Raw genomic sequence first — 19,956 nt, forward strand, 5'->3', positions numbered from 1 at the left:
GATCAAACTCTCAATAAAATGAAGAGTAATTCTTTACTCAATAAAAGCACTAGCTTTTTTCTTACTTTGTATTACTTAACATACTGGTTGTTTTGTTCAGTTTTCAAAGATCAAATGTCAAAGTTCGACACTAATAACAGTTTACCATTCTTTTTACAGCCTGTCAACCATAGAAAGAATTTCTCGGATAAACAAGATTTATTTGTTTAGTGACAGTGAAAGCAATATTACAGGATGTCTAATGAAAAGTCAAGAACTATTTCTACATCACTTTTTCATCTACAACACTCAAAAAAGATGAACATCATGAGTTAAGTATTTTTCTCATAACTAACCTAAACATTCGAAGTCATGAGATTCTAAATCATTACACTCCCATTCAATCCTTCTTATTATGATTTTCTCGCCTATTTTTGATAAAAAATAACCAACAATGTAATATCTCTATACAAAAAAAGAATCTGATCAAATCAGATTCTTTTTTTGCTGTATTCCTTTTAGTTCGCAACTATGTTAACTAATTTCCCCGGAACAACAATGACCTTTCTAATTGTTTTTCCTGCTAACCATTCTTGAATTGTTTCATTATTAAGAGCTTTTTCTTCTAGGTCCTCTTTTGTAGCGTTTTTTGCAACACGCAGTTTGGCACGAACTTTTCCTAGAATTTGAATTACAATTTCCACTTCGTCTTCTACTAACTTTTCTTCATCAAACGTTGGCCAGCTTTGATAGCTAATTGTTACATTATTACCTAGCTTACTCCATAACTCTTCCGCTAAATGTGGTGCAACTGGGGATAACATCTTAACAAAGCCTTCTGCATACTCTCGCGATATTTCAGTCGCTTTATATGCTTCGTTGATAAAGACCATCATCTGTGAAATTCCTGTATTAAAACGAAGATCTTCAAAGTTCTCGGTTACTCGTTTCACTGTTTCGTGATAAACTTTTTCTAATGTATCATCAGTAGCGTGATCAACTACTTTCGAGGTAAGTTCATTCGTTTCTGTTGACACGAGTAAACGCCACACTCGATCTAAAAATCGACGAGCACCATCTAAACCATTTTCAGACCAAGCGATCGAAGCATCTAGTGGGCCCATAAACATTTCATACAAACGCAATGTATCTGCTCCGTGGCTTTCGATGATTTCATCCGGGTTAACTACATTTCCTTTAGATTTACTCATCTTTTCATTATTTTCTCCAAGAATCATTCCTTGATTATATAACTTCATGAACGGTTCTTTCGTTGGAACTACTCCGATATCATAAAGGAATTTATGCCAGAAACGAGCATACAATAAGTGAAGAACCGCATGTTCTGCTCCACCAATGTAAACATCTACTGGTAACCATTTTTGTAAATCTTCCAAATCAGCTAATTTTTCACTATTATCAGGATCAATAAAACGCAAGAAATACCAGCAACTTCCCGCCCATTGTGGCATGGTGTTTGTTTCACGTCGCCCTTTTTTACCAGTCTCTGGATCGACAACATTTACCCAGTCAGCAATATTTGCTAGTGGAGATTCACCAGTTCCCGACGGTTTTATTTCTGTCGTTTTCGGTAGAACAAGTGGCAATTCTGATTCAGGAACACCAGTCGTTGTTCCATCTTCCCAATGAATAATAGGAATAGGCTCTCCCCAATAACGTTGACGACTAAACAACCAGTCTCGCAAGCGATAGGTAACTTTCTTTTCTCCTTTTTCGTTTGCTACTAACCATTCAATAGCAGCTTTAATTCCTTGCTCTTTATTCAAACCATTTAAAAAGTCTGAATTAATATGGTTTCCATCACCTGTATACGCCTCTTTTTCTACATCTGTACCTTCTATCACTGGAATGATTTCAAGGTTGAATTTTTTCGCAAACTCATAATCTCGTTCATCATGTGCCGGAACAGCCATAATTGCTCCTGAACCATAAGTCATCAAAACATAATCTGCAATCCAAATCGGTATTTCCTTGCCGTTAATCGGGTTAACGGCATAAGCACCTGTAAATACACCCGTTTTATCTTTTGCTAAATCCGTTCTTTCTAAATCGCTCTTTGATTTCACTTGATTGATATATGCGACAACGGCTTCTTTCTGATCATCGGTAACTATCTTATCTACTAATGGGTGTTCTGGTGCTAGGACAGCATAAGTTGCGCCAAATAACGTATCAGGTCTCGTAGTAAAAACATCAAAGGATTCATCATAATTAGCGATTCCAAAGATAACTTCTGCTCCTTCTGAACGACCAATCCAATTACGTTGCATATCCTTAATGCTTTCCGGCCAATCGAGCTCTTCTAAATCTTCTAGTAAACGATCCGCATATGCTGTAATTTTTAACATCCATTGTTTCATTGGTTTACGTTCAACCGGATGTCCACCACGTTCGCTTAGACCATCAATAACTTCCTCATTTGCTAACACTGTCCCTAGAGCCGGACACCAGTTAACAGCTACTTCATCTACATACGCTAATCCTTTTTCATACAATTTCAAAAAGATCCATTGTGTCCATTTATAATAATTCGGATCTGTTGTATTTAATTCACGATCCCAATCATAGGAAAATCCTAATTCTTGAATTTGGCGACGAAACGTATCGATATTTTTTTGTGTGAATTCAGCTGGATCATTTCCTGTATCTAATGCATATTGTTCTGCTGGTAAACCAAAGGCATCCCACCCCATCGGATGCAATACTTCATATCCTTGCATCCGTTTCATTCTTGATAGAATATCTGTTGCCGTGTATCCTTCTGGGTGTCCAACGTGCAAACCAGCACCTGATGGATACGGAAACATATCTAGCGCATAAAACTTTTCCTTATCCGTTTTTGTATTTGTTTTAAACACTTTGTTTTCTAGCCAATTTTCCCGCCACTTCTTCTCTATTTGTTTGTGATTAAACGCCATTTCTAATTGAGCCTCCTATGTATTTTATCCCGAAAAAACAAACAACAACAGAACGTTTGTTCTAAAAGTATACAAAAAACCCTCATCCCAAAACTGGGACGAGAGTTCAATTCCCGCGGTACCACCCAAGATTAACGTTAAATAACAACGTTCCCTTTGACTCTTTAACGCAGAGTACGGCAGTAACTACTTCTTTTCATTACTGCAACATCAAAGGTGAGTTCGTAAAGATACAAGGATAACTTTCAGCACCGTTATCTCTCTTTAATCTTGCATGCTTTACTACTAGTCCTTCTCATTGTCGTTCCTTCTTATTGTAATGGTATTGTAAGGAAAGGAGTTCACTTTGTCAAGTCTTATTCAACCTTATCTAGTATGTCCATAAAGTTATCAATAAAAAACGGGATTTCATGGTTAGTTTATCCCGGAGCAACGGACGCTAGCACCCCGAATGGTTCATGGGCCTTTAGGTCTAACAATCAGTGGGGGAATAACTAAAAACCCCCACTGATTGAAGTTTCACTTTATTCATCCGGGTCATCTTGTAAGGAAAGCGTACACTACGCTCCTTAGTCTACTTGAACTACTCTCTTTTTATTCACCAAATTTTTCAAGTGCATTTTTAAGAAAGGAACACTTATTTACCTAGTGGAAATTTAAGATGATTTTACTCTGTCTATACTATCCTTCTTTTTTTATTCATTTATGTTAGAATAATTGGAGGCTTAATTGTTTAGAAAATGTTGAAATCAGTAACGCAACAAGTAGTATCTATCATGTTATTTTCTGCTGCTGTTTTAAACTAACAGTTCTATAGGGTTTATAAGAGAGTCGTTTATTGACTTCTCAACAGACGCGATCTAGAGATTTTAGCCAAGAAAGTAATAGAAGGAGTTCTCACATTGCAAAATCCATTTCCTTATTCATTTGACCATAAACGTTATCATTCATGGAACTATCATTTAAAAAATATCTTTGGAGAAAAAATCTTTAAAGTTGCTTTAGACGGTGGTTTTGATTGTCCAAACCGTGATGGCACGGTTGCTCATGGAGGGTGTACGTTCTGTTCTGCAGCCGGTAGTGGCGACTTTGCTGGTGATCGAGCAGATGATCTAGAAACACAATTTTTTGAAGTAAAAGAAAAAATGCATCAAAAATGGCCAAACGCAAAGTATATGGGCTACTTTCAAGCATACACGAACACACATGCACCAGTAGCTGAGTTGCGAGAAAAATACGAAAAAATTCTGAAACAAGATGGAGTGATCGGACTATCAATCGGAACACGACCGGACTGTTTACCGGATGATGTGGTTGACTATTTAGCTGAACTAAATGAACGAACCTATCTATGGGTTGAACTAGGACTTCAAACGATGCATCAAGAAACGTCTGATTTAGTGAATCGCGCTCATGACATGGAATGTTATTTAGAAGGTGTTGCTAAATTAAGAAAACATAACATTAATGTCTGCACGCATATTATCAACGGTTTACCTGGTGAAGATTATCAAATGATGCTAGATACAGCTAAAGCCGTTAGTGAGATGGATGTGCAAGGGATAAAGATTCATATGATGCATCTATTAAAGGGGACGCCAATGGTGAAACAATACGAAAAAGGATTATTGAAATTCCTAACACGTGATGAGTACATCCAATTAGTTGTGGATCAACTTGAAGTTCTCCCTCAAGACATGATCATTCACCGCATAACTGGTGATGGGCCACCTGAATTGTTGATCGGTCCCATGTGGAGTATGAGTAAGTGGGAAGTGTTGAATGCCATTGATGCTGAATTAAAAAAACAAGACAGCTATCAAGGAAAAAAATACAACCAACTTCCAAAGGTATTGTCATGTTAAAACGTGTTCTTCCTTATGCGCATGAGTTAATGCAACAAGCAATTAAACCAGGTGAAACTGTTATTGATGCTACGTGTGGCAATGGAAATGATACGGTCTTTCTCAGTGAAGTAACTGGACCAACAGGAAAAGTATATGCTTTTGATATTCAAGAACAAGCGATAAACAACACGAAACAAAAATTAATGGACGCAAAAGTTACCAACGTCCAACTGATTCACGACGGTCATCAACATGTAGAGCAGTATATCGCAACAGAAGAACAAGGAAAAGTAGCCGCCGCAATTTTTAACCTGGGTTATTTACCAGGTAGTGATAAACAAGTAATTACGATTCCAGAAAACACCATCACTGCAATTGATAAATTAACGAAAGTTCTAAAACCTAGTGGGATCATCGTTTGCGTCGTATATTATGGTCATGACGGAGGGCAGACAGAGAAAAACGCTCTGTTAGAACACCTGCATCATTATGACCAAAAATATTTCCAAGTGCTTCAATACGGTTTTATTAACCAAAAAAACAATCCACCATTCATCTTGGCTATCCAAAAAACAAACCGATTGAATGCCTAGTTCAGGCTTCAATCGGTTTGTCTTTAAATCGATAATACATGCGGATGTTGTAATGAAAAAATGCCGCTCTTTTCCCACTTGCTTTTATCAAACACTTGCGAATCTTTTTCCCGCCTTCTAAAGTCTTAACTTTTGGGTCGGCTAAATAAAGAGCTACTAAACCATTATGCACCATTTCATGAAAATAATGATCTGGCAACTGCTTTACATGCTTATTCGTTTGCTCTACAAAGTGTAAAAGTCGCTCTTTCATGATTTGTTCGTTTTCATAGTAACTACAGAAATTCAAGTCACCTTCCATTAGGTCTTCTTCTTGATCAATATAATAATCAAGCAAAATATGTAACCCCTGCATATAAGGAAAATACCCCGAGAAAATCTGGTCTGCTAATTCTGCTGTCATTTTCCCATCCATCATATAAGATACGAAACAAAAGATACCTAAAGTAGAACCACTAGCTGCTGAAAACTCGTACCACGTTAACGTTGGGAAGTCATCTTTGTGAGATTGGTACCATTTTTTCAAACGGGGAATCCGATCTTGTTCTTCCACATGTTTATGCACTTGCAAATCACTATAACGATTCTCCAATTGAACGAGATATTCTCGAATACGTGGATATTCAGCATAACTTTTTAAGCTTTCTTGACACGTCTTCACTAATTCCTCTAAATATCCACCATCGTCTTGATCCTCTCGATAGCAATAATAATTTTGCACTTCTCGTTCTGGTGACAACGCATCTTCCATTGATTGATGTAGCATACGAAAATCGGTTGGATCAAGTGATGTACTTCGGTCGCATAGATTATCCAAATAATCACTGATTGTTTGGTATGCCACGATAAAACGAATGGCTTCCTTCCAATTTTCTCCCGCCAAAACACTATAAACACTGCCACCTTGGCAATGAAACTTCTTTGTATTAATACTTGCAAGTGCTTGTTCTCTTAACTCTTCGTTTGGAATTTCTTGAGCTCTTCGCTTCCAATACGTTAACTCAGTTGTAACCTGAGGGAAAATGTTTTTGAAAACAAAACGCATGAGTCGAGGAGCTGATTGACGAACTTGATCTTGCATTTTATAACCTCATTCCTGTAAAGATTCGTTAACCTCATGTTAACTACTTTCTATTGTAACATCAACCTCGTGCCAATTCCTTTTCTTTCCCTTGCGCTAACCCTAAGAAATGTTTCTCTTCTACAAAAACTTGATGCCACAGCATAAAGACAACGACGGTCCAAATTTTCCGACTATAGTCTCCCTTACCGTGACAATGCGCTTCTAAAAGTTGCAATAAATAGGTTTTATCTATTAAATCATCTGTTTCACTATCATTGATCAATTGTTTTGTCCAATCATATAATTCGTTTTTCAACCAGTGACGGATCGGAACTGGAAAACCTAATTTTTTTCGATCTAATACATGGTCTGGCACAATTCCTTTTGCCGCTTCCCGTAAAATTTTCTTCGTTGTGCCATTTGCAATTTTTAAATCAACCGGCAAACCACTAGCTACTTGAAATACTTCTTTATCTAAAAATGGGACACGCAATTCTAAACCATGCGCCATAGTCATTCGATCAGCCTTGAGCAAAATATCCCCCCGTAACCAAGTATGGATATCAATATATTGCATTTGATCAACAGGATCTAACTCCTCCGCTTCTTGATAAAATCTCGATGTGATTTGTTGATAACGCCTTTGATCATTATACTTTTTGTAAAAATCATTCGTTTCCGCGTTATCAAACATTTTCGCGTTGCCAATATAGCGTTCCATTAGGGGAGTCGTTCCTCTTTCTAGATAACTCTTCCCTTTCATACCTTCGGGGAAAACTTTCGCTAGTTTGTTCAGCATTTTGTTTAACCATGCAGGAAGATAGTTAAATACTCGAAGTGCTCTTGGTTCACGATAAATATTATATCCACCAAATAGCTCATCTGCTCCTTCTCCTGATAAAACAACTTTCACTTGTTTTCGTGCTTCACGCGCAACAAAATATAATGGAACGCAGGCAGGATCAGCTAACGGGTCGTCCATGTGCCAAATTATTCTTGGCAAATGATTCACATATTCTTCTGGAGTGATGATATAAGAATGATTTTCAACACCTAACGCATCAGCTGTTTGTTTTGCAACATCAACCTCGGAAAATCCTTCCCTTTCAAAACCGACAGAAAATGTTTTAATGTTTGGATTCACTTGCTTTGCCAAAGCAACGATAATAGAAGAATCAATTCCCCCAGACAAAAAGGATCCGACTGGAACATCACTTCGCATGTGAATCCCCACAGAGTCACTTAGTACGTCCTGAATCCGCTCGATCCATTCTACTCTCGAACGATGGACAGATTGAAAATTCGCTTTCCAAAATCGATGAAAAGCAATCTCTTCTTTTGGCTTTTTGATAAAATAGTGACCTGGTTCTACTTTTTGGATATGCTTATACATCGTTGACGGTTCCGGAACGTATTGAAAACTAAAGTACTGTTGCAACGCTTCATGATCAAGTTCCATCTCTTTCCCGTGCAAAAGGCTTTTTTGCTCCGATGCAAAGTACATTCCTTGATCTGTATTTTGATAATATAATGGTTTTATGCCAAACGGATCACGAGCACCGTATAACACTTTTTCTTCACGATCCCAGATTAACATAGCAAACATACCACGAAAATATTGAAAAGCTTCTTCTTTGTATGTTATAAACATGGCAAGCACTACTTCTGTATCTGAATCTGTCTCGAAAGAATATCCTCGATTAATCAATTTCTCCCGAAGTTCAACATAGTTATATATCTCCCCATTAAACACTAGCCAATAATGATTATCTTGAGAAATAAATGGCTGATTTCCATTTTCTAAGTCAATAATACTTAATCGGCTAAAACCAAAGGAAACGTAGTCATCATGAACATATCCCTCAGCATCTGGACCACGATGCTTGATAAGCTGGTTTGTTTCCCTAAAAGATTCTTTTTCTCTTTCAATTAGTTCGTGCATATCATGACGAAGCATTCCGATAAAACCACACATAACATCTCCTTCTTCCTCGAATAAAGTGATATCCATTTCATTAGTGAAATCATTCTCCACCCCTTCATTATTTTGTTCTTTACTTCACATTAGAGGTAGGGGTACTCCGAATGTTTGCACCATAAAACATCTGATAATCAAGTGTCGTTTTAAAAATGAAAAAGTTACCAAGTTACGGAGTTATTATACAAAAAAAATAGACTGCCGAATCAGCTTCGACAATCTATCTTAAATAGTGTTTTTGTTATACAAATTATTTTGTTTTCACATACGCTAAAATCTCTTCCGCTTTATCCGTTCTTTCCCAAGGAAATACCACATCTGTCCGGCCAAAATGCCCATAAGCTGCTGTTTGTTGATAAATTGGTTTACGTAAATCAAGCATTTTTATAATACCAGCTGGTCTCAAGTCAAATAAAGTTCGAACTGCTGCTACTAAAGTTTCTTCACTCACTTCGCCTTGATCAAAAGTATTGATGGAAATCGATACTGGCTCCGCTACTCCTATTGCATAGGCTAGCTGAACTTCACACGCTTCTGCAAGACCTGCAGCTACAATATTTTTCGCTACATAACGAGCCGCATACGCAGCAGAACGATCCACTTTTGTTGCATCTTTCCCACTAAATGCTCCCCCACCATGACGAGCATAACCACCATACGTATCCACAATGATCTTACGTCCAGTTAAACCGGCATCCCCTTGTGGTCCTCCTATAACAAAACGCCCAGAAGGATTAATGAAGTATTTCGTTTCTTCATCTAATAAATCTGCTGGTACAACAACATTAATGACATGTTCTTTTAGATCTGCTTGAATCTGCTCTAATGTCACCTCCGCATGATGTTGCGTAGAGATAACAATCGTATCTACACGAATTGGTTTATTATTCTCATCATATTCGACAGTTACTTGTGTCTTACCATCTGGTCGTAAGTAATCTAGGGTCTGATCTTTTCGAACATCCGCAAGGCGCTTTGCTATTCTATGTGCAAGCGCAATCGGTAATGGCATGAGTTCAGGTGTCTCATTATTTGCATAACCAAACATAAGCCCCTGATCCCCTGCACCAATTGCCTCTACCTCGTCATCAGACATGGTTCCTTCTCTAGACTCTAGTGCCTCATTAACACCGCCTGCAATGTCCGGTGATTGTTCATCAATCGCGGTCAAAACAGCACAAGTTTCAAAATCAAAACCATATTTGGCTCTTGTATATCCAATATTCTTAATCGTTTTACGAACAATCTTAGGAATATCAACATAAGTAGATGTGGTTATCTCCCCAGCCACCAATACTAAACCTGTTGTTACTGTTGTTTCACATGCCACTCGAGCGAGCGGATCTTTTGTTAGAATCGCATCTAGAATTGCATCTGATATTTGATCACTTATTTTATCAGGATGCCCTTCTGTCACAGATTCTGAAGTAAATAATCGACGATTTGCAGCCATTCTGTCAAATCTCCCTTCCATAATTACTAATCAAATTATTCTATTGTAGTGTTCCTTTACTAGCTAGGATAACAAAAATTAAAATACGAAAAAACCGTTGTTATTATCGTCCAATAGCTAACCGGGCAGCGTTCAACAACTACTCTTGAATTGCGTTTCGAATGTTATCGTAACGAAACGGCTGTTACTTGTCAACAATCTTTTTTCTTTCTTCGACATTGTTTAGTTTCTACTATACCATGTATTATCGTTCAATCAAGAAATAACTATTCTTTGCTTGTTGGCACAGGTCGAACGTTGGCTAACACCAGCAGTTCAAAATTTCATGATTTTCACTAAAAACCAAAGGGGAATCCCCCCTAAACCACAATCAATAAAGTGAAACTTCAATCAGAGACTTTAAATCCCTCTTTCTATCACTAGAGCTAATGGATGAAACGTTTGGCATAGATATTATATCGTCAAAAGATCTATTTGGTTCTTCTATAGGTATTCGCACATATTTGATTCCATCAGCATACAGTGAAGAAAGAAAAAAATAACTGATCAAAGGGGATTTTATAATGAAAAAATGTACCTATTTACTTTTCCCGTTACTTCTTATCGCCTTCTTAAGTGGTTGTTCTGATGATGACGAGTTAACAAATGTAAAATTAGCCGAGGTGACTCGAAGTATTTTCTATGCTCCACAATATGTTGCTCTAGAATTAGGTTACTTTGAAGAAGAAGGTCTTGATGTTGAACTTCAAACCATCCCGGGTGGTGACAATGTGATGATTTCTCTGTTATCTGGCGCATCTGATATTGGTTTAGTAGGATCTGAAACATCTATTTATGTTGCTGCACAAGGGGCAGATAATCCGATCATTAACTTTGCACAACTAACTCAAACAGATGGTACCTTTCTTGTTTCACGCGAGCCAATTGAGGATTTTAGTTTTGATGATTTAATAGGTAGTGATTTTCTTGGCCAACGTGTTGGTGGAATGCCACAAATGGTCGGAGAGTTTGTTTTAAAAGAAAACGGGATTGATCCACAAGAAGATCTTCATTTAATCCAAAATATCGATTTTGCAAATATTGCTAGTTCTTTCGTCTCTGGTACGGGTGACTTTGTTCAACTGTTTGAACCGATAGCGAGTCAGTTTGTAGAAGATGGAGTCGGACATATTGTTGCATCTTTCGGTGAACAATCCGGGAACGTACCTTACACTGTATATATGGCAAGTGACAGCTATTTAAATGAAAATGAAGAAACTGCGACCAAATTCACTCGTGCTATATATCGCGCCCAACAATTTATCCAAACAGCATCTCCTGAGGAAATTGCTGATATTGTGAAGCCTTATTTTGCAGATTCAGACATTTCATTATTAGTCTCATCTATCGATCGTTACCAAGCACAAAACTCTTATGCTGAAGATCCATTATTAGAAGAAGATACGTGGGAGCAACTTAAAGCTATTATGGATGAAGCTGGCGAATTACCAGCTGATATTCCTTACGAGTCGATCGTTAATACAGAGATAGCTGAAACAGTTATTAACGAATAAGGGGGTTATTTATTTGAGTTATTTAAATATCCAGCAAATATCACACTATTATTTCAATCAAAATAATTATACAAATGCCTTAAAAGATGTTTCCTTGTCTATTGAAAAAGGAAAATTCACTGCTCTACTCGGCCCCAGCGGTTGTGGAAAAACAACATTGCTCTCCATTATCGCTGGTATCCTTAAGCCTTCAGAAGGAACTGTGCTACTTCAGCAACAAGAGATTAATAAAAAAATTACATCGATTGGTTATATGTTGCAACAAGATTATTTGTTCCCCTGGAAAACAATCTTACAAAATACTTTAACAGGTCCAAAAATCCAAGGGGAGCTTACCGATAAATCTATTGAAAAGGCAAAAGAATTATTAGAGGAAGTAGGATTAGGATCTGTCAGTGACGCAAGCCCGAATAGTCTATCAGGAGGGATGCGTCAACGAGCTGCTCTCGCACGCACCTTAATGACCAACCCTTCCTTACTGTTACTTGATGAACCTTTTTCAGCTCTTGATTTTCAAACAAAACTAAAGCTCGAAGACTTTGTCTCTGCATTATTAAAGGAATATAACAAGACGTCTATTCTTGTAACACATGACATTGGCGAAGCGGTGGCAATGAGTGATGAAATTTATGTAATGAAAGCAAATCCAGGTCAAATCCATCAACATTTCGAAGTGCCAGAGGAAGTTCGAAATTTGTCACCTTTCGAAGCAAGAAGGCATGAAAAATATCACGAACTATTCGATCGGATTTGGGAGGAGTTGAATCAACTTGAAGCAAAAAGCAAAAACCGGTGAGCAGTTATTTCAAGAGCATGTTAATCAGTTAAAGCGTGATCGCCGTAACACCCGTTATTGGCAATTGTTCATTTTTATCAGTTTCTTTTTTCTTTGGGAAATTAGTAGCCGATTGGGGTGGATCGATCCATTGATTTTTAGTTCGCCTACTAGAGTTTCCAAATTATTATCCGAAAATCTTTTAAATGGCTCCTTATGGTTTCATTTGCGTATCACGCTCTTAGAAACAATTGCTGGTTTTTTAATTGGAACGATCAGTGGGATTTTTCTAGCATTCTTGCTATGGTACTCCAAAAAATTCTCTGACATTATTGATCCATACCTTGTTATCTTTAATGCACTACCAAAAGTGGCGCTTGGACCAATCATTATTGTCGCTCTAGGAACTGGATATATATCCATCATCACACTCGGAGCAATTATTTGTGTGATCGTTACGGCACTAGTGGTTTACAATGGGTTTCGATCCGTAGACCCCAACTATATAAAGGTCCTGAATATCTTTGGTGCTACAAAGTGGGAAGGGTTTAAAACAGTAATTTTTCCTGCTTCCTTACCCACGATGATCTCGACTTTTAAAGTTAATGTTGGGTTAGCATGGGTCGGGGTTATCGTTGGTGAATTTTTAGTTGCTTCCAATGGGCTTGGCTACTTAATTGTCTATGGATTCCAAGTATTTAATTTCACACTTGTACTCTATAGTTTAGTTTTAATCGCCATTTTTGCTGCCCTAATGTATCAAACCGTTGCTAAACTTGAGAAATGGCTAATTAAAAAACTTTAAATTTAATTTAGAGAACGCGATTACGGGATTTGCGTGCATCTTTTGAAATTCACGTGCATTCTTCGGGATTCACGTGCATCTTTTGAGATTTGCGTGCATTCTTCAGAATTTACGTGCATCTTTTGAGATTTGCGTGCATTCTTCGGGATTTACGTGCATCTTTTGAAATTTACGTGCACTCTTCGGGATTTACGTGCATCTTTTGGGATTTACGTGCATTCTTCAGAATTTACGTGCATCTTTTGGGATTTGCGTGCATTCTTCAGGATTTACGTGCATCTTTTGAGATTTGCGTGCATTCTTCGGGATTTGCGTGCATCTTTTGAGATTTGCGTGCATTCTTCATGTTTTGTTCTCTACTAGTGAAACTTTTTTAAAAAAACAAAAAAGTCAGGTGTTTCTAATTTCATTTAGAATACCTGACTTTTTAATAGCTGTTGAATTTTCTTTAAACTATTTGGTAGCACCTCATCTTTCATCATAAAACTGTAGGATTCTTTTGTTCGTAGGTTGTCTGGCAATTGCTCTAGAAGAACAGGTCCTTCTGTTTCATAATAAGTATCTTGATCAAATAAATTGCTTATTTCTGCATAATAAACATTTTTAACGACGGATTCACCTTTTCCTGTTACGTGATACTGACCGAGATAAACTAAACGTTCTACTTCTCCGCCCGTTTCTTCTTTCACTTCGCGTTTAGCAGCCTGCTCAGCAGTTTCTCCTTCTTCGACCTTGCCGCCAGGAAACTCAATACCTCTCGCCTTATGTTTCGTTAACAACCACTGGTTCTTTAGACGACAAACCACCCACACATGTTTGGGATGTTTCGTAAAAGGATGATCTGCAAACGATAATTTCACTTCATTATTATAATAATCATTAAATATTTTCATTGCTTGATCGCTACTTTCAAATAATATCGTTTGAATCAATTGTATCATGTTCCGGCGATGGGTAGTCAATTTTTGTGATTTTCCACCCTTGGTCATAAACCAATTTTATTTCAATACGATAATTTCCATATATATCCAAATAATTATCTTGACGAATTTTAACAGTTCTTTCATCCAGTATTTCTGTAGTATATGGTACTCCTGCCACAAACCAAGGGGGGAGTTCAGTCGGTACAATATAAAGGCCATCCTCTTCTTCATGATAATAAAAAGAAATATAAGGCTCAACCGCTTCCTTTTTTGCAATAGGGGTAAACAATTCATACAACTCAGCCTTAGTTGAAATTCCAATTACTTTATATTGATCATCAATATCTTGTACGAGTGTATCAATAAATCTATCCATAATTTCTTGCAATTCTGAATCCGTTAACTCTGGAATTTCCTCAGACACATTGCCAGTAACATAGGTTGTCTCGATGCTTTTCTCTTTGATCAAAAATGAGTTTCTATTTAACTCTTCTCCTGTTAATTTATTTATCTTTGCACCGTGTTTTGCTTGATCTTGGTAAGAAAACATTAACAGTCCAGCAATCATTATTGCTAGCAGACTTAACATGATCCCGATCTTGTACTGCTTCATTTTCTCCCCTCCCTTATCATGTTACTCATTACCTTTTCTGTTATGCCTTTAAACCTAATATAACACCTAAAAGCTAACTTTATACCTGCTCACGTATTTCATTTGGAAATTTTAATTAAATCTTGAACTTTCACCCATTCCCTGCCGTAAAGGTGCGTAAGTTCAAATTTCTGTTCTTGTTGATTAACTTTTGTGATTTTTCCTGTTATTAATAATTGCTCATAGGGGTGAAATAACTCAACAGTAACCGGTTGTTTTGTCATCACTGCCTCTACGATTTGTTCAGAAAAAATCATTATTTGTTGTTCATCCCATTGTGGTCGAACTCTCGCTTCTCGCTCCTTTTCGTGCCTTCGCAATAACTGTTTATGCTCAGGTAAAATCATTCGACTGGACTCCCAAAGTAAATTAGATCCAGCCGATAACTTTGTTTTTTTCATACTCTACCTCCTCGTTTTATCGAGAATGACCTCCGATTTTCCCTGACCGTACATAAGCTTGACCAGCATCAAACAGAGACGATGCTCGAATTACCGCTGTCGGCCCATATTTACCATGGAGATCATCCAAAACTTTTGTAAGCTTCTCTCTCGGGATTGGATCATCAAATAAAGATAGTTGTTGCGAATCTGCTATTTGCAACTGAGATAAGGTGATCCCTACACTACGAACAGGGTTTCCATCCCAATTTTTTTCGGTTAAAGTCAATGCAGCTTGAAAAATATCACTCCCAAGTTGGGTGGGGGTAACTAGTTTGATTTGTTTAGAAAATCCCGTGCGCACCTCAAAATTATTCCCTTGCAAATAAACACTTACTGTTTGACCAAAATAATTATTACGCCGTACACGACGAGCCACTTCCTCTGATAGTTCAGACAAGACTACCTTTATTTCAGAAAAAAAAGAATAGTCTCGCGGCAAAGTCATATGATGGCCGATTGCTTTTTGTCTTTGGTGTGTGCCTGGAACCACTGGACTCTGATCGATTCCATTTGCGGTTCGCCACAGTACTTCACCATTTATCCCCCACCTTTTTTTCAACCCTTTCACTGGATAATTAGCTAAATTCCCAATCGTATGCAACCCCATCTTGATTAAATGAGCATTCATCCGATTACCAACACCGAACAAAGTTTTAATGGGGAGCGGCCATAGTTTTTCTTTTATATTTTCTTCATCCAAAAACGCGATTCCCGATGATTCTTTTTTGGCAAATGCATCACAAGCCATTTTAGCTAACACTTTATTTGGACCAATACCTACCCGCGCTTGTAAACCTGTTGTTTCTAGAATTGCCTGATGAATCTTTCTAGCCAAAAGAAGAGGCTCACCGAAAAGGCGAATACTTCCCGTAACGTCAATAAACTGCTCGTCGATCGAATATACTTCTACTTGATCGGAAAATTGCTCTAAGATTTTTGTGATTTGATAGGACACATCCACATATAGTTGCATGCTTGGCCGAACAATAACGGCTTCTGGACACTTTGCCTGGGCCTGCCATAATGCTTCGGCTGTCTTCACTCCAGCACGTTTAGCACTCGGACAAGCAGCCAAAACAATTCCGCTTCTTTGTTCGGGATCACCAGCAACAATTACCGGTTTATCCCTAAAAGCAGGATTCCTAACCTTTTCAATAGAGGCATAAAAAGACTGCATATCTACTAAAAAAATAACACGATCCACTTCAAAGCCCCTCCTGTTTCAGAATTTGTTTAACTATAGTCATTGCTCAAACACAAATAAAGAACAATTGTTCGTATATTTATACTATACGATTTCTTGTTCTTTAATCAAGTGGTATTTTTTGTTTCCTCTGCACTTTAAATATATCGGTGAGCTACGGGATTATGTACGGATTCAGAAGTCATTTCATCATAATCATTCATCATATAGCCAAGATTTCTAACCGTTTTTATATAATTGATGCCTTTGTTTGGTGATGCAATCTTTTTTCTTATTCGACTAATAAACACATCAATAATTCTAGCGTCTAGTTTTCTTGAATCACTTTCTAACGCTTGAAACAGCTCAGATCGTGAAATTGCTCTTCCTTTATTTGTGAAAAAATAATGTAGTAGTTCGAATTCTTTTCTGGTGAGAGTAATGGATTGATCGTTTTTATATAGCGTAAAACGACTAGGGTCTAAAACTAGTTCTCCGTTAATTAGTCGAGAGTCTTTTGCAGGAATTAGCTCTTTTTGGTTTTTACAACATAACTTTCCACGGCGTAAAATTGCATGAAAACGTGCAATCAAAGGCTTAATTTGAACAGGTTTTATTACATAATCATCTGCACCGAGTTCTAATCCCAAGATACTATTAAATTCATCATCCTCAGAAGTAATTAAAATAATAGGCAACCAATAAGTAAGTGCTGCTCTTAAACGCTTACAAAGCTCTAGCCCATCGATTTTGGCATCCAAATCAATGATAATACCGAAAAAAGGCAAAGATTCTGCATATTGAAGAGCTTTTTCTAATTGATCGGTCGCCCAAGTCACATAACTATGTTTGTGAAAATCTTTTTGCAATTGATCACATTCCTCTGTTCTTTCTGTAACAAGCAAAATAGATTGAGCCATTTAGCAAACCTCCATTAACGAGCAATTTATACTTACGCTAATACAAGTTTACCAAGAAAATATTAAGCAAAAGTAAACTGCATGTAAAGTTGTGTAAATAATTAACTATTTCCACTCATTTAAAGCATTCGGGGTGCTAGGGTCCGTTACTCCCACTTAAACAACTTAATATTCTCGTTGTTTTGAAGTAGGAGTCTTACGGACGGTTGCTCCGCGATAAATAATACTTGTTTATCACCAAGTATAGTATAAATAGTGCGATAGCGATTCTAAGTTTAAGTGAGCGTTCCTATGAGGTTGTATCATTTTTTTGCCCTGAACCTAGGCAAGATTGGGTATCTTGACAAGGTTAGCCCCATTTTCCGGCCTCAACCTCGGCAAGATCCGCTATTTTGATGAGGTTAGCCCCATTTTTTGACCCCAACCTAGGCAAGATCCGCTATCTTGACGAGGTTAGAGCTCCATTTTGGCCTCAACCTAGGCGTAAGTCGGCGTTTCGACGAGGTTTTAGCTCTTTTTTTGGCCTCAACCTAGGTGTAAGTCGGTGTTTCGACGAGGTTAGAGCTCTACTTTGGCCTCAACCTCGGCAAAAACCCGCCTTATGATGATATTAAAGTAATTTTGATGATCGATCCTCACGTGAACTTCGTAAAAGTGAAGAAGATAAATCATTCACCACACGTTAAATAAACAGTCTATGAAAAAGTACATACCAGAGGACTTTGATTAGCATTAACACACAAAAAAGCTAGCACCATAAAAACAGCGCTAGCTTTTTTTCAAATGTTTATCGGATGGTTGCTTGTTTTTGTTCAATCCATGGTTTTAATTTTACGAATAATGGGACGAATAAAGCAGAGACAATGACTCCTTTGAGCAAATTAAATGGTACTACACCTACAAAAATTGTCGATAACAGAAAAGTGCTTGTCATTTCTTCCCATCCCATGAACACACCATATATAGGGAGAAGTACATAATAGTTTAACACGCCCATTGCGATTGTCATAATAATCGTTCCAGATACTAAACCGGTGATTAGACTTTTATTCCCTTTATATTTATGGTAAATCATTGAAATAGGAACAACAAACGTAATTCCTGCTACAAAGTTAGCAAATACCCCAACTGGGTCAGCAGCTCCGGTAAAAATTAAATACAATAAGTTTTTTATCAATTGAACAATGACACCCGCCATAGGTGAAAAAATTAATGCAGCTAGCAGGGTGGGCACTTCACCAAAATCCACTTTTAAATAAGGTGGCAAAAACGGTAATGGGAAGTTTAAAAATAATAACACCATGGAAATTGTTCCGAATAATGACAAAATGATTAATTTCAATAAATTTGACGATTGCTTTGATTTTGCTTGCATGTCTTTTCCTCCTTCATCTCAATCGATTCTACTTTGATGAAGGGAGAGTAATTTATTTTGACCAGAAAAAAATCCTAAAGCGCATTGATAAGGGGCTTTAGGATTTATAGGCACAAGAAATAACGGTAATATATACCAAAATTACTCTTTATCTTCTCCCATCCAGACTTTAACTGTCGGTCCCGGATTTGCACCAGGTCAACCGCTTGACGAAAGCAGTTCACGGACTTACAACGTTTGAACGTTGATTACCGTCGGTCGGGAATTACACCCTGCCCCGAAGATAGAATCGATATTTAATTACTTACTATTATACGACAAGTTCTTTACTATGTGAACAATTTCGCATGAACTTTTTTCACAAGTTCACTACATTGTCACTTTTAGTCCTCTAACGGATTTAAGTTTTCTTCCCCTGTCATATTACTAATCAACTCAACCAACAAATCAATTTCTTGATCCAAGTCCTTAATACTAACGGTTTCAACAGGAGAATGCATGTACCGTAATGGTAGAGAAACTAAACTAACTGGCACTCCTCGACCAGTTAAACGCATTTTGTCTGCATCTGTTCCAGTCATTCTTGGTGTTAATTCGTATTGAACGGGAATGTCCAAATTTTTTGCGGCTTGCTCTAACCAAAGATTGATTTTACGATTGATTGGCGCTCCTTTTGCTAGTACTGGACCACCATCCAACTTCACATCGCCATATTTGTTTTTGTTTACATTCGGATAATCTGTTGCAAAAGTGACATCACAAGCAATTGCCATCGTCGGTTCAATACCCGCAGCAGCAAAGTATGCACCTCCCATGTTCGTTTCTTCATTCACCGTGCTAGCAGCATAAACACCAACTTTTAGATCCTTCTCTGCTAGCTTACGCAATACTTCCGCAACAATAAATGCACCAGTACGATTATCTAATCCACGTCCAGCAATGTAGCGGTCCATCATCATTTCTGGTTCCCGTTTGTAAACAGCTAAATCACCTATTTGAACAAAAGCTTCGATTTCCTCTTTTGACTTCGCACCGCAGTCAATGAATAGATCTTCTACATCAAAATCACCTTTGATTCCACCATGATGCTGTGCATTAACCCCAATAACACCTGTTACTTCTTTTTGGTAACCAAGTACAGTAACTTTCATGCCCACTGCTGCTTTGGGATTCACACCACCCATTTTATCAAAATACAAAAAACCATCTTGATCAATACGATTAATTACTAAACCAATCTCATCACAATGACCTGCTAGTAATATTTTAAAATCTGCCTCTTTGTTCAGTACACCAATGGCATTTCCTGCATGATCTGTTATGATTTCATCAGCAAAAGGTTGTACATAATCGATCCACTTCTTCTGAATTTCCATCTCCATACTAGAAGGTGATGGTGTTTGTAATAACTCGAACAAAAAATCTTGTTTCATTCTTAATATCCTCCCTCAAATAATCTAATAACATCATATCAG

The 19,956-nt window shown here is 37.5% G+C and carries 16 protein-coding genes, 1 riboswitch and 1 other annotated feature; of the genes, 5 read left to right on the forward strand and 11 right to left on the reverse strand.

All coding sequences use genetic code 11. The annotated features are described in order from the left end of the window. Positions 1-497: 497 nt before the first annotated feature. Positions 498-2,918 (reverse strand): leucine--tRNA ligase, encoded by a 2,421-nt coding sequence (gene leuS, locus OWO01_RS13555; protein ID WP_268781002.1) that lies wholly within the window; start codon positions 2,916-2,918, stop codon positions 498-500. 91 nt (positions 2,919-3,009) lie between these two features. Continuing rightward, positions 3,010-3,226: a binding site (T-box leader), on the reverse strand. A gap of 594 nt (positions 3,227-3,820) precedes the next feature. Here leuS and mnmL point away from each other — a divergent pair. Together mnmL and mnmM are read left to right on the forward strand one after the other, a co-directional pair. After that, positions 3,821-4,783, forward strand: a complete 963-nt coding sequence (gene mnmL / locus OWO01_RS13560) for a tRNA modification radical SAM protein MnmL/YtqA (RefSeq protein WP_268781003.1) — start codon at positions 3,821-3,823, stop codon at positions 4,781-4,783. Continuing rightward, positions 4,777-5,358, forward strand: a complete 582-nt coding sequence (gene mnmM, locus OWO01_RS13565; protein WP_268781004.1) for a tRNA 5-(aminomethyl)-2-thiouridylate-methyltransferase MnmM — start codon at positions 4,777-4,779, stop codon at positions 5,356-5,358. Before mnmL ends, mnmM begins: the two co-directional genes overlap by 7 nt. A 1-nt stretch (position 5,359) precedes the next feature. Here mnmM and OWO01_RS13570 read toward each other — a convergent pair whose 3' ends face one another. The 3 genes from OWO01_RS13570 to metK all read right to left on the reverse strand — a co-directional run bounded on the left by OWO01_RS13570 (position 5,360) and on the right by metK (position 9,852). Next, positions 5,360-6,439 carry a tetraprenyl-beta-curcumene synthase family protein gene (locus OWO01_RS13570; protein WP_268781005.1) on the reverse strand — a complete coding sequence of 360 codons (1,080 nt, stop codon included), beginning with the start codon at positions 6,437-6,439 and terminating at the stop codon, positions 5,360-5,362. A gap of 61 nt (positions 6,440-6,500) precedes the next feature. Then, positions 6,501-8,396: an asparagine synthase (glutamine-hydrolyzing) gene (asnB, locus tag OWO01_RS13575; RefSeq protein ID WP_268781006.1), complete on the reverse strand. Its 1,896-nt coding sequence runs from the start codon at positions 8,394-8,396 to the stop codon at positions 6,501-6,503. A 253-nt stretch (positions 8,397-8,649) separates the two neighbouring features. Next, on the reverse strand, positions 8,650-9,852 hold the full coding sequence (gene metK / locus OWO01_RS13580) for a methionine adenosyltransferase (protein WP_268781007.1): 1,203 nt from the start codon (positions 9,850-9,852) through the stop codon (positions 8,650-8,652). Between the two features lie 563 nt (positions 9,853-10,415). On the opposite strand from metK, the gene OWO01_RS13585 reads away from it, so the two are divergent. The 3 genes from OWO01_RS13585 to OWO01_RS13595 are packed head-to-tail and all read left to right on the forward strand — an operon-like array spanning position 10,416 to position 12,985. Then, positions 10,416-11,405, forward strand: coding sequence for an ABC transporter substrate-binding protein (locus OWO01_RS13585; RefSeq protein WP_268781008.1), 990 nt, complete (start codon positions 10,416-10,418; stop codon positions 11,403-11,405). A 13-nt stretch (positions 11,406-11,418) separates the two neighbouring features. Continuing rightward, on the forward strand, positions 11,419-12,201 hold the full coding sequence (locus tag OWO01_RS13590) for an ABC transporter ATP-binding protein (RefSeq protein ID WP_268781009.1): 783 nt from the start codon (positions 11,419-11,421) through the stop codon (positions 12,199-12,201). Then, on the forward strand, positions 12,176-12,985 hold the full coding sequence (locus tag OWO01_RS13595; RefSeq protein ID WP_268781010.1) for an ABC transporter permease: 810 nt from the start codon (positions 12,176-12,178) through the stop codon (positions 12,983-12,985). The genes OWO01_RS13590 and OWO01_RS13595 overlap by 26 nt, the downstream gene beginning before the upstream one ends. A 410-nt stretch (positions 12,986-13,395) precedes the next feature. On the opposite strand, the gene ytkD is transcribed toward OWO01_RS13595, so the two are convergent. The 7 genes from ytkD to OWO01_RS13630 form a co-directional block, all read right to left on the reverse strand. Next, a complete protein-coding gene (gene ytkD / locus OWO01_RS13600) occupies positions 13,396-13,878 on the reverse strand; it encodes an RNA deprotection pyrophosphohydrolase (protein ID WP_268781011.1) in 483 nt (160 codons plus the stop codon). Between the two features lie 16 nt (positions 13,879-13,894). After that, a complete protein-coding gene (locus OWO01_RS13605) occupies positions 13,895-14,521 on the reverse strand; it encodes a hypothetical protein (RefSeq protein ID WP_268781012.1) in 627 nt (208 codons plus the stop codon). A gap of 98 nt (positions 14,522-14,619) precedes the next feature. Further along, a complete protein-coding gene (locus OWO01_RS13610; protein ID WP_268781013.1) occupies positions 14,620-14,961 on the reverse strand; it encodes a YolD-like family protein in 342 nt (113 codons plus the stop codon). Positions 14,962-14,977: 16 nt separating this feature from the next. Beyond that, entirely contained in the window at positions 14,978-16,207 is a 1,230-nt protein-coding gene (locus OWO01_RS13615; protein WP_268781014.1) for a DNA polymerase IV, read from the reverse strand. A gap of 137 nt (positions 16,208-16,344) precedes the next feature. Then, positions 16,345-17,106, reverse strand: a complete 762-nt coding sequence (locus tag OWO01_RS13620) for a response regulator transcription factor (RefSeq protein ID WP_268781015.1) — start codon at positions 17,104-17,106, stop codon at positions 16,345-16,347. Between the two features lie 787 nt (positions 17,107-17,893). Beyond that, a complete protein-coding gene (locus OWO01_RS13625; RefSeq protein ID WP_268781016.1) occupies positions 17,894-18,481 on the reverse strand; it encodes an ECF transporter S component in 588 nt (195 codons plus the stop codon). Between the two features lie 146 nt (positions 18,482-18,627). Next, positions 18,628-18,770: riboswitch (FMN riboswitch) on the reverse strand. A gap of 94 nt (positions 18,771-18,864) precedes the next feature. After that, complete coding sequence (locus tag OWO01_RS13630) at positions 18,865-19,914, reverse strand: M20/M25/M40 family metallo-hydrolase (RefSeq protein WP_272506140.1); 1,050 nt, start codon at positions 19,912-19,914, stop codon at positions 18,865-18,867. Between the last annotated feature and the right edge of the window lie 42 nt (positions 19,915-19,956).

It is taken from the genome of Natronobacillus azotifigens (assembly GCF_026805325.1).
GTDB classification, from domain to species: Bacteria; Bacillota; Bacilli; order Bacillales; family Amphibacillaceae; genus Natronobacillus; species Natronobacillus azotifigens.

Bases quoted from the DNA above. Each gene is read 5' to 3' on its own strand.
- mnmM (WP_268781004.1), top strand. From the start codon at position 4,777: ATGTTAAAACGTGTTCTTCCTTATGCGCATGAGTTAATGCAACAAGCA.
- OWO01_RS13630 (WP_272506140.1), bottom strand. From the start codon at position 19,914: ATGAAACAAGATTTTTTGTTCGAGTTATTACAAACACCATCACCTTCT.
- metK (WP_268781007.1), bottom strand. From the start codon at position 9,852: ATGGCTGCAAATCGTCGATTATTTACTTCAGAATCTGTGACAGAAGGG.
- ytkD (WP_268781011.1), bottom strand. From the start codon at position 13,878: ATGAAAATATTTAATGATTATTATAATAATGAAGTGAAATTATCGTTT.
- OWO01_RS13585 (WP_268781008.1), top strand. From the start codon at position 10,416: ATGAAAAAATGTACCTATTTACTTTTCCCGTTACTTCTTATCGCCTTC.
- asnB (WP_268781006.1), bottom strand. From the start codon at position 8,396: ATGTGTGGTTTTATCGGAATGCTTCGTCATGATATGCACGAACTAATT.
- OWO01_RS13625 (WP_268781016.1), bottom strand. From the start codon at position 18,481: ATGCAAGCAAAATCAAAGCAATCGTCAAATTTATTGAAATTAATCATT.
- OWO01_RS13610 (WP_268781013.1), bottom strand. From the start codon at position 14,961: ATGAAAAAAACAAAGTTATCGGCTGGATCTAATTTACTTTGGGAGTCC.
- OWO01_RS13570 (WP_268781005.1), bottom strand. From the start codon at position 6,439: ATGCAAGATCAAGTTCGTCAATCAGCTCCTCGACTCATGCGTTTTGTT.
- OWO01_RS13605 (WP_268781012.1), bottom strand. From the start codon at position 14,521: ATGAAGCAGTACAAGATCGGGATCATGTTAAGTCTGCTAGCAATAATG.
- leuS (WP_268781002.1), bottom strand. From the start codon at position 2,918: ATGGCGTTTAATCACAAACAAATAGAGAAGAAGTGGCGGGAAAATTGG.
- OWO01_RS13620 (WP_268781015.1), bottom strand. From the start codon at position 17,106: ATGGCTCAATCTATTTTGCTTGTTACAGAAAGAACAGAGGAATGTGAT.